The 15,098-nt window shown below is 41.1% G+C and carries 18 protein-coding genes; 3 read left to right on the top strand and 15 right to left on the bottom strand.

The window, feature by feature from the left end; genetic code table 11:
* Positions 1–57 precede the first annotated feature (57 nt).
* On the top strand, positions 58–1,464 hold the full coding sequence (gene cls / locus ACFSJE_RS04125; RefSeq protein WP_379829713.1) for a cardiolipin synthase: 1,407 nt from the start codon (positions 58–60) through the stop codon (positions 1,462–1,464).
* On the opposite strand, the gene ACFSJE_RS04130 is transcribed toward cls, so the two are convergent.
* The 7 genes from ACFSJE_RS04130 to ACFSJE_RS04160 form a co-directional block, all read right to left on the bottom strand.
* Positions 1,459–2,466, bottom strand: coding sequence for a 2-hydroxyacid dehydrogenase (locus ACFSJE_RS04130; RefSeq protein WP_379829714.1), 1,008 nt, complete (start codon positions 2,464–2,466; stop codon positions 1,459–1,461). The two genes, cls and ACFSJE_RS04130, sit on opposite strands and share 6 nt — an antisense overlap.
* Before the next feature lie 93 nt (positions 2,467–2,559).
* Positions 2,560–3,003 (bottom strand): hypothetical protein, encoded by a 444-nt coding sequence (locus tag ACFSJE_RS04135; protein ID WP_379829715.1) that lies wholly within the window; start codon positions 3,001–3,003, stop codon positions 2,560–2,562.
* Between the two features lie 51 nt (positions 3,004–3,054).
* Positions 3,055–3,495, bottom strand: coding sequence for an Hsp20/alpha crystallin family protein (locus ACFSJE_RS04140; protein ID WP_379829716.1), 441 nt, complete (start codon positions 3,493–3,495; stop codon positions 3,055–3,057).
* A 77-nt stretch (positions 3,496–3,572) separates the two neighbouring features.
* On the bottom strand, positions 3,573–3,977 hold the full coding sequence (locus ACFSJE_RS04145; RefSeq protein WP_379829717.1) for a hypothetical protein: 405 nt from the start codon (positions 3,975–3,977) through the stop codon (positions 3,573–3,575).
* Between the two features lie 101 nt (positions 3,978–4,078).
* On the bottom strand, positions 4,079–4,495 hold the full coding sequence (locus tag ACFSJE_RS04150) for a hypothetical protein (RefSeq protein ID WP_379829718.1): 417 nt from the start codon (positions 4,493–4,495) through the stop codon (positions 4,079–4,081).
* Positions 4,496–4,591: 96 nt separating this feature from the next.
* Positions 4,592–5,407 carry a universal stress protein gene (locus tag ACFSJE_RS04155; RefSeq protein ID WP_379829719.1) on the bottom strand — a complete coding sequence of 272 codons (816 nt, stop codon included), beginning with the start codon at positions 5,405–5,407 and terminating at the stop codon, positions 4,592–4,594.
* 11 nt (positions 5,408–5,418) lie between these two features.
* Complete coding sequence (locus ACFSJE_RS04160) at positions 5,419–6,261, bottom strand: universal stress protein (RefSeq protein ID WP_379829720.1); 843 nt, start codon at positions 6,259–6,261, stop codon at positions 5,419–5,421.
* Between the two features lie 109 nt (positions 6,262–6,370).
* Here ACFSJE_RS04160 and trxA point away from each other — a divergent pair, with 109 nt between their 5' ends.
* Positions 6,371–6,670 (top strand): thioredoxin, encoded by a 300-nt coding sequence (trxA, locus tag ACFSJE_RS04165; RefSeq protein ID WP_379829721.1) that lies wholly within the window; start codon positions 6,371–6,373, stop codon positions 6,668–6,670.
* 1 nt (position 6,671) lies between these two features.
* On the opposite strand, the gene ACFSJE_RS04170 is transcribed toward trxA, so the two are convergent.
* From ACFSJE_RS04170 to ACFSJE_RS04200, 7 genes are all read right to left on the bottom strand, one after another.
* Positions 6,672–7,526 carry a universal stress protein gene (locus ACFSJE_RS04170; protein WP_379829722.1) on the bottom strand — a complete coding sequence of 285 codons (855 nt, stop codon included), beginning with the start codon at positions 7,524–7,526 and terminating at the stop codon, positions 6,672–6,674.
* A 17-nt stretch (positions 7,527–7,543) separates the two neighbouring features.
* On the bottom strand, positions 7,544–8,395 hold the full coding sequence (locus ACFSJE_RS04175; protein ID WP_379829723.1) for a universal stress protein: 852 nt from the start codon (positions 8,393–8,395) through the stop codon (positions 7,544–7,546).
* Positions 8,370–9,257, bottom strand: coding sequence for a universal stress protein (locus ACFSJE_RS04180; RefSeq protein WP_379829724.1), 888 nt, complete (start codon positions 9,255–9,257; stop codon positions 8,370–8,372). Before ACFSJE_RS04180 ends, ACFSJE_RS04175 begins: the two co-directional genes overlap by 26 nt.
* Positions 9,258–9,275: 18 nt before the next feature.
* On the bottom strand, positions 9,276–10,121 hold the full coding sequence (locus ACFSJE_RS04185) for a universal stress protein (protein ID WP_379829725.1): 846 nt from the start codon (positions 10,119–10,121) through the stop codon (positions 9,276–9,278).
* Positions 10,122–10,198: 77 nt separating this feature from the next.
* Positions 10,199–11,041, bottom strand: a complete 843-nt coding sequence (locus ACFSJE_RS04190) for a universal stress protein (RefSeq protein WP_379829726.1) — start codon at positions 11,039–11,041, stop codon at positions 10,199–10,201.
* Between the two features lie 69 nt (positions 11,042–11,110).
* Entirely contained in the window at positions 11,111–12,157 is a 1,047-nt protein-coding gene (locus tag ACFSJE_RS04195) for a response regulator (protein WP_379829727.1), read from the bottom strand.
* Positions 12,135–13,664, bottom strand: a complete 1,530-nt coding sequence (locus tag ACFSJE_RS04200) for a sensor histidine kinase (RefSeq protein WP_379829728.1) — start codon at positions 13,662–13,664, stop codon at positions 12,135–12,137. The genes ACFSJE_RS04195 and ACFSJE_RS04200 overlap by 23 nt, the downstream gene beginning before the upstream one ends.
* 85 nt (positions 13,665–13,749) lie before the next feature.
* Here ACFSJE_RS04200 and ACFSJE_RS04205 point away from each other — a divergent pair, with 85 nt between their 5' ends.
* On the top strand, positions 13,750–14,157 hold the full coding sequence (locus ACFSJE_RS04205) for a hypothetical protein (protein ID WP_379829729.1): 408 nt from the start codon (positions 13,750–13,752) through the stop codon (positions 14,155–14,157).
* Here ACFSJE_RS04205 and ACFSJE_RS04210 read toward each other — a convergent pair whose 3' ends face one another.
* The gene (locus ACFSJE_RS04210) at positions 14,158–15,063 is read right to left on the bottom strand and encodes a universal stress protein (RefSeq protein WP_379829730.1); all 906 of its coding nucleotides are present in this window, start codon (positions 15,061–15,063) and stop codon (positions 14,158–14,160) included.
* Positions 15,064–15,098: the final 35 nt, after the last annotated feature.

The following is a 15,098-nucleotide window of genomic DNA, read 5'->3' on the forward strand; positions in this document are numbered from 1 at the left end:
AGGGATCCCTTTATATAAGTAGGTTATCTTTGTTTAAGGAGATTTTGTTAGTGCTTTATGCTGCTCACCATACTCATAATTGCGTATATCATCATAGGGCTGGCCATCGTGGCGAGTCTTCTCATCAATGGTGTTCGTCCCAGTAAAACCTTGGCATGGCTTTTAGCCATATTCACCATTCCCGTAGGCGGTGTTTTGCTCTACCTGCTATTCGGAAGAAACCGAAGGAAGAACAAACTTTTTTCATTAAAAAATGAGTTCAGTGCGAGACATCAGCTTTCGATTGACTCAGAAAAAATTACGATTTCGGATAAGCACAAAAAGATTTCCAGCCTTATTTATAAAACGGTTGAATGTCCGGTTACCGAGCATAATGACCTTACCCTTCTGAAGGATGGTAAAAATACATTTGAAAGTATTTTTGAAGCCTTGGAAAGTGCCCAAGAGCATATTCATCTGCAATACTACATTTTTGAAGAAGGGAGTTTAGCGGATAAATTATTGGAAATTTTTGAACGAAAAGTGGCCCAAAATGTAAAGGTTCGGCTGTTGTATGATGGTATTGGCAGCTACTCGCTGAGTAGAAAATACCTGCAAAGACTCAAAAAGTGTGGTGTGGAGGTGGCCCAATTCCTACCCTTCCGGTTTGGACGGTTCCTTTCTTCCCTGAACTATAGAAATCATAGAAAAATCATTGTGGTGGACAATGCGATCGGTTTTACGGGAGGTATCAATATTTCGGATAAATACTACCGCGGCGATCCTCATTTGGGCAGGTGGCACGATACCCATTTAAAAATTGAAGGGGAAGCCGTTGATTTTTTAAATCGATTTTTCATCACCGATTGGTATTTGGCCAGCAAGAAAAAAGTAGATGTATCCCAATTTAATATTACAAAGACACCGAATGTGGGTACTCCCATTCAGATTGTGCCCAGCAGTCCAGATGATGATTTCGCTGTGATGGAGCAAGTGTATTTTTCCATCATGAACCATGCTAAAAAATACGTTTATATCATCAACCCTTACATCATTCCCAACCATGCCATCCTTCAAAGTTTGCAAACAGCAGCCTTGAGTGGGGTCGATGTACGACTGCTGATGTCTTCCAGTACAGATATTAAATGGGTGGATTGGTGTGTTCGATCGTATTTTGAGTCGTATCTAAAAGCGGGCATCAAGGTGTACCTCTATCCCGATGGATTCTTGCACAGCAAGGTAATGATTTCTGATGATGACATTGTGAGCATCGGTACTGCCAATCTAGACAACAGGAGCCTTCAACAGAACTATGAGGCGAATGCTATTGTTTACGACGCTCATTTGTGCCAGCAGATGAAGAAAGATTTTTTGGAGGATTGTTCCAAGTCCATCATGCTGAACGACTACCATACCTTTAGTAAACGCCCTTGGATCAATAAATTGATTGAAGGCATTGCTAAACTGCTCAGTCCTGTTTTATGAGACAAAGGTTTCGTATCCCAACTCGTTTTTGCAACTTTTACCCTCTGCCCAGCAATCTAAGTTATAAATAGTGGTGAGTGCAATACGGGTCAAGGCCTCCTTAGTGGCAAAGGCTTGGTGTGGGGTCAAAAGCACGTTGGGCAATGCAAGAAGCTCCAACAACTGCTCATCTTTGATGCCGGTTGTACTGTTGTCCCGAAAAAATATGCCTTCCTCCCCTTCGTACACATCTGTGGCATACCCGGCCAAATTGCCCTTCTTAAGGGCTTGAATAACGTCTTTGGTCTTTACAATGGCTCCTCGGGCAGTGTTGATAAGAATGGCATCCTTCTTCATGTTCTTGAGTAAGGAATTCCTAAAAATATGATGGGTATCGTAGGTAAGCGGCGCATTGATACTTATTACATCCGATTGTGCACACAATTCATCCAATGTAACATATTCCAAGTTGTAATGATTCTCCAAGTATTGATTCTTATTGATATCATTGGCCAGTAGCTTACAGCCAAATCCATGAAGAATCTTTACCACAATTGACCCAATATGACCTGTTCCAAATACTCCAACCGTTTTACCATTAAGGTCAAAACCAACCAAATTATCCAATAAAAAATTATGCTGATGAACCTGTGCATTTGCCAACACCAGTTTTCGGTTCAATGCCAGCAAAAGAGCAACGGTGTGCTCTGCAATGGCATGTGGCGAGTACTCAGGGGCGTAGGCCACCTTTAGCCCAATTCTTTTGGCGGATTTTACACTTACATTGTTGTAACCTGTTGCTCGCAAGGTGATGTACTTCACACCCAATTCCTTTAAAATTTCGAGAACCACCAGCGAGGCGTCATCATTGGAAAAGATGGAAACAGCCTCATATCCTGCCGCCATTACCGCTGTATTTGCATTTAATGGCTCTTTTTCAAAAGTCAATTTGTGCTTACCCTCATTGGCTTTTTTAAGGTTGTCAATCTCAAAATCTTTGGCACTGAATACAAGTACTTTCATTGTCTACGTGTTACAAAACATTCAATTGCATTTTATAAACTATAGCCTACTCCCATTTAGGAGAAGGCTATGATTTTTCCAATGGAAATTTGCTCAATTAAGAAGCCTTTTTTGCTTTTTTCTTTTGATGACCTTGGATACGATATCAAAAATCTTGGTCTTGGAGTCCTGATATTTGGAAAAATATCCTTCGACTTCCTTGGCCAATTCTGAATGCGTATCCAAATAGGCATTTTCCATCTTGTTTTGATCTACATCATCTACCATGATCTGCAATTGGTTTTCATGCAATTGAACTTTTTTGAAGATGTTGACCAACTCTGATTCGGACTTTTCCAATGATGCCACCACCGACTGAATGGTATTGAACATATCAGAATCCAATATATCCAAGGTATAGTCCTTGATCATATGGTTGAGAAATTTTTGCTCATCGCGGGCAAATTTGAGTTCAGAACACCATTTTTTGGATTCTTCATGCAACTCCTCCGCGCTGAACCACTCCCTGAATGTTCCTTTTTGGGTTTTGGATTTCATAGCTTTTGCTTTTGTTGCGGCAAATGGAGTTCCATTTGCCGCATGTGTTACCTAAACAACCTCAATGACCTTTTTATGATTCTGTTTGGCTTCCTCCATCTTAAGAAGGTTGAGCTTTAGAATTCCATCTTTGTAGGTTGCTTTTACTTCTTTTGAACGGTCCACCGAATTGGGCAACTGCATGGTTCTGGTGAACGCACTGTAGTTGAACTCCCTTCGGGTGTACTCCTCATCTTTTTTAGTTTCCTCATTGCTTTTTTTGGCGGAAACTTCCAAGATGTCATCCTTCATGGTGATTTCAAAATCTTTCTTGTTGAACCCTGGGGCCGCAATTTCAATTTCAAAATCATCATCATGCTCCTTTACGTTCATTGAGGGATGTGATTTTTCCAAATTGAAAAAATCATCATCGACAAACGTGTCTCGATTAAAGAAATCGACCAAGCTTTCATTCCATGGAAATCGTTTTCCATTAAATTTTACAAGTGACATAATTCTTGATTTTTAAGATTAATGAATCTAGTTTTTAAGGCAACTGAACCTTGATGATCATCGCTGGGTGAACATCATCACTCCGCGGGCTTCCTTCGCTTCAATACGGACCCTGCATAGTTGTATACCTTGGCTTTTAGCTTCACATATTCTTCCAAATACTGCAAAATCCTATTCTCTAGCTTGCTGTGTTTTTCGTAGTAGCTGATATCGCAAACCTCAGAAGTACATTCAAAAATGCCCCCTAAACGGCTTTCGTGACCGCGAATCAACTTTGTGAGTTTCTCCTTTTCCTTTTTGGATGCCATGAACTCCAGTTTAAACTGTTGCAACCGTTCAAACAAATTGGGAGTCCTTGGTTCAAAGAGGTAGGAATTCAATAACTTTTGAATGAAGGACATTTCATCTTCAATGAACTCTAGATGGGATTTCCACCGCTGTAGTTCATTGTGAATGGCGTCTATTTTCTTATCTGCTACCATGATGAAATGCCCTTCATTTGTTTTAGGCGAGCATGAAGTTAAAACTTGGTCACCTTCTACGAAATGATATAAATCAATTTGGTGAATTAGTTCTGGAGAAGCTATAATGACTCATCAATCTTAAAAAATTCCCGCACCATAGCCTTGAACTGATTTTGGGTCATACTGTCTGTTCTTTCCCTAATCTTTACCTTCTTTGCCAACCGTGTATGGTTCTCATGTAGTTCTTTCTCAAATTTTCCTGAAGCTTCCGCGGGGCCATAGAGTGCCAATTGATCGGCATCTTCAACGGCTTCCACAATCTTTTGAAAGTAACGCCTCATCTGGTGCTTTTCTGTTTCTAAATACTTACTGTCCTGCACCACATCTTGGGGGCCCCATTTTGTCTTGGATCGTGCGCCACCTTTGGGATTGAAAAAATCCATTTCTGAAAGAACACGAAAATCACTTTCCTTTCCATTTTCAAAGACCACTCCCAGGGCCTCTTGCTTGTCCATCCAAATTCCAATACGTTTCATGCTATCATTTTTTCAATTATCATTCAAATTACTCTGCAAGGACTGCAGGTTTCCTTTAAAACTAGATCAGCCCATTAACCTATGCCATGATTTAGGTCAATTTGTCTGGCCGGGTAAGATCAAAAATGGAACCGAAAGTTTGGTGTTCAACTCCTTGATAATCCCATTTCCGATGAACTCCAAGAAAAAATGATGGGGATAATAGACCATGCAGAGCATATCAATACTCCATAAATCAACAAATTCTAAAATGGTCTGTGTTTTGTCCTTAAAAACCGGGAGCACCACCTCTTTGAAAATACTTTCGGAGAACACCTTCAAAAATCGGTCTTTGTGCATTGTTATTGTGTTGTCTAGATTACCATCATCAATACTCATTGGTACCATGGCGCTATCTGTCATCGATTGGAAAAATTGTAGGGCTCTATAATTTTCATCGGATAATGGATGTGTATAATTGGAGATGAATCCAATTTTCTTGATGCTCCTAAAATCTATTTCCAAAGGAACAATGAGAATGGGACACATAGTGACCTCCCGAACCAATTGCATGGCATTAGTGCCAAAAAGGATGTGCTTTACCTCCTCTTTAGCCTTGTTCCCAATGACCACAAGGTCAGCCTTATGGTCTATTACGTATTCAGAAACACCCTTGGGCACATTGGAACATAATGAGACCTTTTTTAGCTTATGATTTTTGTTGGTTCCAGCATCCCGAATCAATCTGTGGCAAATGGCATCAAGACCCAATTCAGATTCTATTTGAACCTCTTTGCGAACTGAATCACTTCCGTTGCCACATACATTCACCACATGAAAAACGCATTTTTCATTTTTGAACAACTTAATGGCATAGAACAGCGCATTATATGAATTGTTGGAAAAGTCGGTGGGCACAACTATTTGTAACATGGCGCTCAATTTTATGGGTTATATGGGAGTACCAAAAAAGGGACTTTGCTATGCAATCCTATATTTTTGACAACGGGCTCAATAAACAGGCGTTCCAAAAATGAATGCTTGTTTTTTACCATGGCCAAAAGCTCTATGGGGACTTCTTCCTGAAATCCATTGATGGCCTCAATCAGTTCTTGGTCTGGAAGGTCGTGGATGGTGTGTGCAGAACCTTTCATCAGTTTTTCAAGAACCATTTTATTCTTTTTTTGTTGGGATGAAAGTCCAGCAGGAGGTGTAACATGCATCACATGAATTTTGGATTCCCATAGCTTCGACAACATCAATAAAAATTCAACCGCTGCCTTATTGAAATCCACCTCATAATCTGTTGGGAACAATATTTTTTTGGGAGGAATGAATCCAAAGTCGGACGGAATGGCCAAAACGGGAACAATGGCCTTATTAAAAACATGAACGGTATTGGAACCAAACAAAATTTCACGGGCACCGGTTGCTCCCTGCGTTCCCATGATGACCAAATCTATGTTTTCCTTATTGACAAAGCTCTTTAATTCATCCTCCAGCGTGTTGAAGGCCGCGTGGGACACATATTCATGCTTGGGAATATCAAACTTGGACCGAATTCTGGTAATGGTCTTGTCCAAAGCCTGCTCTGCTGCATATTTATGGTCATCCGGAAGGCCCAACTGCCCTGGACTTCCCAAGGCATAGTCCACCCGATAAATGGGCGGTGTATAGGCATGCAACACATAAAAAATACAGGTAGTATCCTTAAACAATCGAGCCGCATAGGCAATGGCATTAAAGGCATTTTCCGAAAAATCGGTAGGCAATACAATCCGTAACATGACGTGTTAATTTTATCAAATCTACAGCAGGGAAGCGTCTTAAACCATGATATCCATCAACTCCCATAAAAATCGGATTTCATAAATTGCATATACTAATTTTGGTGTGATGAAAGGAAATTTTAATGCCCTGATAGATTCTGACCAACTGGTCTTGATTGATTTTTCCGCTGAATGGTGTGGTCCCTGCAAAATGTTGGCACCCATCCTAAAGGATGTGAAACATGAACTCGGTGACTCCATCAAAATTGTAAAAATTGATGTGGATAAAAACCAACCCTTGGCCAATAGATTTCAAGTGAGGGGTGTACCCACCATGATGCTGTTCAAAAAGGGAGAACAGTTGTGGCGTCAATCTGGAGTATTGCAAAAATCCCAAATTGTGCAGGTTGTAAAGTCCTTTATGTAAGCTACTCAAACATGTGCAGTACCAGAAAAGGTACTTGTGTATTGAAGGATATTTTTTTGATAATGGCTTCATGGGTGAGCTTTTCAAAAAATCCATGACCATAATTGATCATGGCCACCATATCCACTTCTTTACTTTCTTCCACAATTTTTTGGATAGCCCCATGAATTGAGGTTTCTTTTGGCACCTCAATAAATTTATGTTTCGCGCCTTTTAATTTCTTGCCCATTGCCTTTTTGGAGGCCATTTGTTCGGGGGTCAGCTCATCGGTATTACCGGCATACGTCACCCAAATCTCAGCATCGAAAAGCGCAGCGAGTTTTAAAAGTGGATTGAGCTCATAGGTTTCCACCTCGTGTTCGTATCCTGTTGCCAGTACAATTGCATTGATGGAGTCCCGAACCTGGTATTCATCCGGGACAGCAATAATGGGACAAAAATCTATCTCATTGATGACCTTGTAGGTGTTGCTCCCCATAAAAACTTCTTTAAGACCTGATGCGCCCTTCGTGCCCATTACAACGTAATCAATTTCTTTGTTGTACACCGTTTTGCCAATGGCATTCACCAGATTGTCCACCACGGGAAGGGGCTTAAAACTATGCTTTGGATTTTTATCAAATTCTTGTATCTGTTCCAAGGTTCTTCCGAGATCTCTTTCGGACTGTTCCTTCATCAATCGAAACAAACGGGTGTCATTGGCCCTACCCATTTTTGTGGCCAGCCCCGAACTCCCTACTTGATACGCGTTAACAATGAAGAATTCGCATTCCACATCCTTAAATATGGTAAGTGCATAGCTAATGGCATTCCATGCATTCTTGGAAAAATCGGTGGGCAAAACTATTCGTCTCATTGCTTAGTGGTTAGTGGTCATCCTGAAAAATCTGGAAATACCATCAGCGGTACTTCGGTCCTAAAAGTTACGTTTTTTACGACCGGCTCTTGAGTCAATTTGTCAAAAAAATCGTGGGAATAATTGGTCATTACAATCATATCAGGCTTTTCTTCTTCCGCAAATTGGCGAATGGCAGCGGCTACGGTGGTTTTAATAGCTACTTTATGAAACGAGGTAGGATGACCTTCAAAACGCTTTTTCAATATTTCTTTGTTGGCCTTTTGAAATTCTGATAGGCCAAAGGTCTGTGCCACATGGAAAATCTTGATTTTGGAATTCCATTGAGCCATCAATTTCAATAATGGTCGAAGCACATTCTTTGGAAAAAAATGAGCATACTCGGTTGGAAACACAACCGCTTCCAATTTTTGGAAATCATACCACTCGGGAACTACCACTAAAGCACAGTTTTTAATTCTTTTCAGCACCTTTACGGCATTACTTCCCATAAAAACTGCCTTGGCCCCAGTTGCTCCTTTGGTCCCCAGGACAACGGTATCGATGTCGTATTTTGGTACAAGCTCTTGTATGGTTTCCACAAGCTCTCCCGCACTGGACAGTTTTTCAAAATGATGCTTTGGATTCTTATGGTTTTTCTCCAAATAGTTCAATACTTCCATCAGCTGTTTCTCAGATGCCTCAGATAATGATTGATATACTACTCCTGCCCTGGTGCTACTCTTAAAACCAGCTATATTCTCCTTTTTGGGTTCATAAGTGTTCAAAACATAGAAGTTGCATTCCATGTCTACATAAAGCTTTACAGCCATAAAAATGGCATTCCAAGCGTTCTTGGAAAAATCAGTGGGCAACAGAATATTTTTCATCTTTTCCAATTTTTGATATTTCCGCAGTGTCTGGCAACACCAAAAAGGGCACTGCACTATGATAGCCCACGGCATCAACGTTTTGTTTTAGTATCAACCGCTCCAAGAATGAATGTTTTCTGTTCATCATAGCAATGAGGCCAATAGCATTCTTTTCCATATAGGTATGGACCTCATTGGGCATGTATGCGTCCGTAATATCTTGGAATTCGGTTGGGACATCAGCCAATAGATGTACCAAATGTTCTTTGTTTTTTAACTGTGGTGGGGTTAAATCATGGTCTTCCCCTACGTGGACCACATGCAAAGTGGCGTTAAATTGTTTGACCAAATCAATTAGAGGCCCTATTTCATTGGGTTTATATTTGGACCAATAATCCGTTGGTAAGAGAATTTTGTTCACCTCCTTAAAACGATATTCCGTAGGAACCGCCAAAACCGGAATTGGTGCTTTTCGAAGCACATGAACCGTATTGGAACCAAGGAAAAATTCCTTGGCGCCTGAAGCACCCTGGGTTCCCATTACCACCATATCAATATTTTTATCCTTGCATACCTCGTGGACCTCATCGGTAAGGGTGTTGAAAGCAGAGATCATCTTAAACTGATGGTTGGGGTTTTTGTATTCTTTCTTGATACGTTTTAAGGCATATTCCAACCCCTCAATGGACAGATTGATACCATTATCAGGAATGGCACTTTGCGCAGGACCCCCGAACATGTAATCCACCCTGTAGAAAGATGGGGTGTACGCATTCAATAAGTAAAATGTACATTTTTCATTACTGAAAAAATGGAGTGCGTAATCAATGGCATTCCAAGCGTTCTTGGAAAAATCAGTGGGCAACAATATCTTTTTCATCATCGTATTCTTTATAATTCATCGATTGAGATTTTGCATGACCAAAAATGGAATTTTCACTTTCAATCCGAGCAAATCAACAGTGGAGCGGTACAGCATATCCTCAAAAAAGGAATGCCTGGAGTTCACCATGACCAACATTCCTACTTCGTTGGCCTCTATGTATTCCATAATTCCCTCGGACTTGTTCTTTACCGAGGTGGTCTCAAAAGACAGATAAGCCTTTGAAAGGGCATCTTCCAAAAATTGCTTGTTATCTGCCTGTCTGGGGCTCAGGTCCTCAAAATCGGTGAAGTACAGACAATGCACTTCCGATTTAAACTTTCCTGCCAAATCTCCCAAAAGTTTAAGTTCCCTACGTTTGAAGGGCAACATATAATCTGTTGGAAAGAGAATGGCTTTGGGTTGTCTATATTCAAAATCCTCGGGAATGGCCAACACCGGACATTTTACATATTTGAAGACCTCAATGGTATAACTACCAAAGGTAGACTGATGGTCACTGGTGCTTCCCTTGGTCCCCATGATCACCATGTCTATGTTCATCTCGTTGACAAAATCGTTGATGCCATCCACCAGACTATCAAAAGATGCGACCGTTTCAAAATTATGGAGCGGATTGGCAGGATTTCCCATGACAGACTGAATCAATTCATCCAACTTTTGCTCAGATTCCTTCCTCTTTTCCTCCTTTTGCACCTCAATGGCCTCTGCAGATGTTGTTTTGTATTTTCCATAGACCTCGTCCATATACGTATGGAGCACAAAAAAGCAAGTGCGCTCGCATTTATAGAGCTCTTGGGCATATTGCAGCGCATGAAGCGCATTCGTAGAAAAATCCGTGGGAATGAGAATAGTTCGCATGGTGACCTCTTTTCCCAAAGATAGCCGTGCTTGAAATGGTAAAAAATGATATTGGTCAATCCCCGAGAAAGTGGGAACTATTCGTGGACCACATAGAATGGAATTTTGGTGTGAAAGCTGATTTTCTCCACAATAGAATCAAACAAAATTTGCTGAATGAAGTTCAGGTTTTTGGCCACCATAATGATCATTTCAATATCCCGGCTCTCCACAAAACACTGAATGGCCGATTTCACATTTTTATTGGTAATTATATGAAAGCTATACTTGTTCGGAAAGGTCTCTTCCAAATAATCAAAAAGATACTCCCGGTTCTTTTTCTGCTCCACAGTGAGCCAATCCCCGTCTTTCACGGCATTCATCACCCTAAATTTGCTATCCCCCAACTGTAAGATTTCCGCCATGGAACTCAATATTCCGTGGGAATAAAAAATATTGAAATCGGTTGGAAAAGCAACCTCCTTAGGCTTTGAAAAAACCACTTCCTCTGGAATGACCAAGGTGTTGCACTGCACTTTTGTGATGACATCCCCCGCATTGCTCCCCACTACTTTTTCCTTAAGTCCCGATGCTCCTTTGGTGCCCATGACTATCAAATCAATGTGATGTTCCTCCAAGCTCTTTTTGATGCTCTGGATAAAAAACCCGTACTCTGGAACAGCAAAAAAATGGTGTTTTTTATTGATGCTTTGGCTTTTGAATTCATCAACCAAATCGAACAGTTGTTCCTTGGTATTTTCTTTGGATGAATCTTTATCCATGTCAGCCGAAACCCCAAAAGGTTCCACTTTAGTGTCCAAGAGCGTACCCACATTTAGGACAAAAAAGTTGCATTCCATCGAGCTAAAAAGTACTTGGGCATACTGCAGCGCATTCTTGGAATTTTCTGAAAAATCGGTTGGGATTAAAATGTTTTTCATAATCCACTAAAATGACCCTGCAAGTTTGTCATTCCCCATAAAAGATGGAATGATAAATGTCATTCCAGACTAGTGGACATGATGAAGGGCCTCTTGGTCGAGAACCCATATATCTCTGTTTTTTATAGCGATGAGACCTTCATTCTTAAAATCTGATAAGGTTCTGATCAAACTTTCGGTGGCAATGCCGGCCACTCCGGCCAAGTCACTTCTCGCTATTTTCAAAGGGGTTTCTTTTCCCTTATGCATCGCTTTGGAATATAATAACAGGGTTTGCGCAGTTTTTTTACGCACTGAACTGTATGCCATCTGTAGCAACTGCCTTTTAATGTGCACCAAATCTTCGGCCATAACATTGAGCAATTCCAAGGAAACCTGCTGGTTTTCTTCCAATATATGCTTGACCTGGGTCTTAGAAATTCCGGCGAGCTCCACATCTTCCAAGGCAATGGCATATTCGCGGTATGGGAGGTTTTCGGTCAAGGATGTAAATCCCAAAAAATCATCTTCCGCATATACCGAAGTAATGAGCTCCTTGCCTTCTTCGTCCAAACCACAGCATTTTACCACACCTTTTAGAATAAGGTACACCATGTTGGAATGCTCGCCAATGGTAAAGATGGTCTCGTCCTTTTTAAAGGATGACAGCTCTCCATGATCATCAAAAAAGTTCTTTAATTCGTGTAACGACCTAATGTCATGTTCTTTCTTGTGCTCATTGCGCTTCACGAAAATAGTTTCAAGCTGCTCGGCTTTCTCCAAACGGGTTTGGATGGCATTCAATAGCTCGTCTTCCTCAAAAGGTTTGGTCAAATAGTCATCGGCACCGAGGTCCATGCCTCTTCGCACATCTTGTCGCTCGGTTTTGGCAGAAACAAAAATAAATGGAATATGTTTGGTGCTTTCACAGGAAGAAAACTGCGCGAGCACTTCGTAGCCATCAACTTCGGGCATCATAATATCACACAGAACAATATCAGGGTTTTCCTTTTTCGCAATTTCAATCGCCATTCGTCCATCTGGGGTGGAAAACACCTGAAATCCGGACAAATCCAGTAGTTCCTCAATATTTTCCCGTAATGAGGTATCATCCTCAACCAATAGAATCTTTTTCATCTGCGCTGTTCTTTATTGGTATGGTCAATGTAAATGTTGAGCCTTTGCCCAACGTGCTTTTAAAACTGATATCTGCTCCTAGGTTGTGCATGTGCTGTTTTACAATGTTGAGCCCAATCCCCGTTCCTTGATTGGTCAAAACGTTGCTTGCCCTAAAATAACGTTCAAAAATAAAGGGCTGGTCTTCCTTCGGGATCCCGACTCCCTCATCAATAATAGCAATCTGAAGGTTTTTATTGCTCTCCTTGACCCGGAGTTCAATATTGGTATCCTCCAGAGAATATTTAATGGCATTGTGCAACAAATTGGAAAGGGCCAATGCCATGATTTTCTCATCAAAAGTTACAAATATGCCATCAATATTCTGTGGATACTGGATACGTTGCCCCTCTTTGAGCAGCGTGTTGGAATTATACACCACTTCATTGATGATCTTGCTCAACGGAAATGTGGTCTGGTTATACTTTACCTTGCCCGTATCCAGTCGCTCAATGGAAAGAAAATCGGTAAGGATGTTATCCAAATACTTCACTTTCTCCTTGATGGTATTGATATGTTTATCTCGCTTTTCCTGCTGTTCCGTTTCCGTATATTTTGATAGCAGGGAGGTAGACGTTAATATACTGGTCAGAGGGGTTTTAAACTCGTGGGAAACCAAGGAAAGGAACTTGGTTTTCAACTCGTTCAATTGCTGTTCCGCCTTTAGTGCTTCACGAAGCTGATGTGTCCGCTCCTCCACTTTGTTTTCCAAGTGTTGGGTGTAGTTTTTTCGTTCCGTAATGTCCAGCACAATGGCCAGACACACCTCTTTTTTGCCGATGGAAGACAATTGAAGATGCACCTCCACAGGATAGATGGAACCGTCCTTTCTTTTGTGTATGGTCTCAAAATCCACCTTTTCCTTTGTCTTATGAATCAAGGGAGCGATTAACCGTCGTAAACTCTTTTCAGTTAAGTCTGCTTTGATGTCGAGCACGGTCCGTTGCTTCAATTCATCCATAGTGTAGCCTAAATTGAGCTGTGCTCCTCGATTTACATTGATAAATACAAAGGATTCCACATCAAACACATAAATCTCGTTGAGCGATTCATTGAAAATCTGGAACCAGTGATCTATGGTCTGCTCCGTTTTCTTTCGTTCCGAAATGTCCACTATAATGGCCATTACATATCTTTTCTGCAACAGCGTAAATGGATTCAGCCCTATTTCCAAGGGAAACTCACTGCCATCCTTAAGAACACCAACAAGGTCCAACCCCTGCCCCATTTGTCGATTCTTGCTTTTTTTAAAAAAAGCATCGGCATCAACACGGTGGCGTTCCCTTTTTTCGGGAGGAATCAAAACTTCCAAGGGTATACCACTGAGTTCTCCCTTTTCATAACCAAACATACGGTTGGCCACCTCATTGCTAGCCACGATTACCTGTTGATCATTAACGATGAGGATACCTTCCGAAATTACTTCCGTTAAAATCCTGAAGACATCATTTTTCTCGAACAGTTTCACACCCTAAAGTTAATCAATAACTGATTTAGATCATGGCAGAAAGCGGGTGGTATTTCTACATTTATTCAAGGTTAAAAAATGAGAAATGATGGATTCAAAAAAGAAAATTGGGAATGAATTTTACCAAAACTTAGGGAAACTCTTCTATGCCGTGGCCATGGCCGACCATAGTATCCATGTCAAGGAAGTGGACCGATTAAAAGAGGTGGTCCATGAACATTGGTTGAATGTGGATGACATCGAAGACGAATATGGAACCGATGCGGCTTTTCAAATCGAGACCGTCTTTGACTGGTTTCTGGAATACGGAAAAGACAGCGAAGAACTGTTCGAAGCGTTTGCGGAATTCTATACTGACCACAAAATCCTTTTTCCCAAAAACATAAAACAGCTCATCATGTCCACTGCAAGGGCCATCACATCAGCTTTTGCTGGCAGCAATAAGTCTGAATTGGTTCTTTTGGGACGTGTTGAGCTGTTGTTCCGTACCTAATTACACTTTTAGTGTGAGGACTGGTATTTTGGCATGGTTGGAAACATTTTCGGCTGTACTTCCTGAAAAGAAATGGGCCAACCCCTTTTTGCCGTGGGTGGTTATGGCCAACAAATCAATCTTGTGCTCCAAACAGAAATTGAAAATACCTTTTTCAACACTGTGGTGGTTATAGACCCTAATAGGCACATCTTCACCAAGCGCTTTGGTAAAATTCGCGATCTTCTTCTCAATATCAGCATATCCCATATAGTTGGCTCCCGAGGTATTCACGTAAACGGTTTCCAGTTTTGCAGAGAAAAGCTTGGCAAAGGCCATAACTTTTTCATAGGCAGCTGTGTTCTCTGTTTGCAAATCGCATGCAAATGCAATTTTTTTAATTTTAAAGTCCTTATGTGGCTGTTTGATCACCAAAACGGGTACTTCGGAAGTCCGAACCACCTTTTCGGTATTGGAGCCCACAAAAAGATGGCTTAGACCACTTGCGCCGTGAGATCCCATGACAACGAGGTCGCAATGATGTTCCTTGGCCACCTCATCCACCTCATCAAAAATTTTATAATTCTGGATGATAGCCTCCACAGGGATATCAGCAAGATATTCCTTGTCCGTAAAATCCATAATCTTTTCCTTGGCCAAATTCATGTAATATTTTGCTTCCTTCTCTTCCTCCTCCTCAGAATTTGCCTGAACGAATTCGGACAATCCCAACATGTGCAGAATAATGATTCCCGCATCATGCTGCTTGGCTATTTGCGAAGCAACTTGCAAAGCGTACTCGGAATGTTCCGAAAAATCGACCGGCACCAATATCTTTTTCATTAGAGAAATTTCTGCTGTTAGTAAAACTTCACTTTTCCAGTGATAGGAGAAAGTGGAATCCAAAGTGTTGACACCTGTGTTCATGATTGCTTTATTTTGAATTTGACATCAAAATTAGA

The sequence above is a fragment of the Flagellimonas iocasae genome (assembly GCF_042682725.1).
Taxonomy (GTDB): Bacteria; Bacteroidota; Bacteroidia; order Flavobacteriales; family Flavobacteriaceae; genus Flagellimonas; species Flagellimonas iocasae.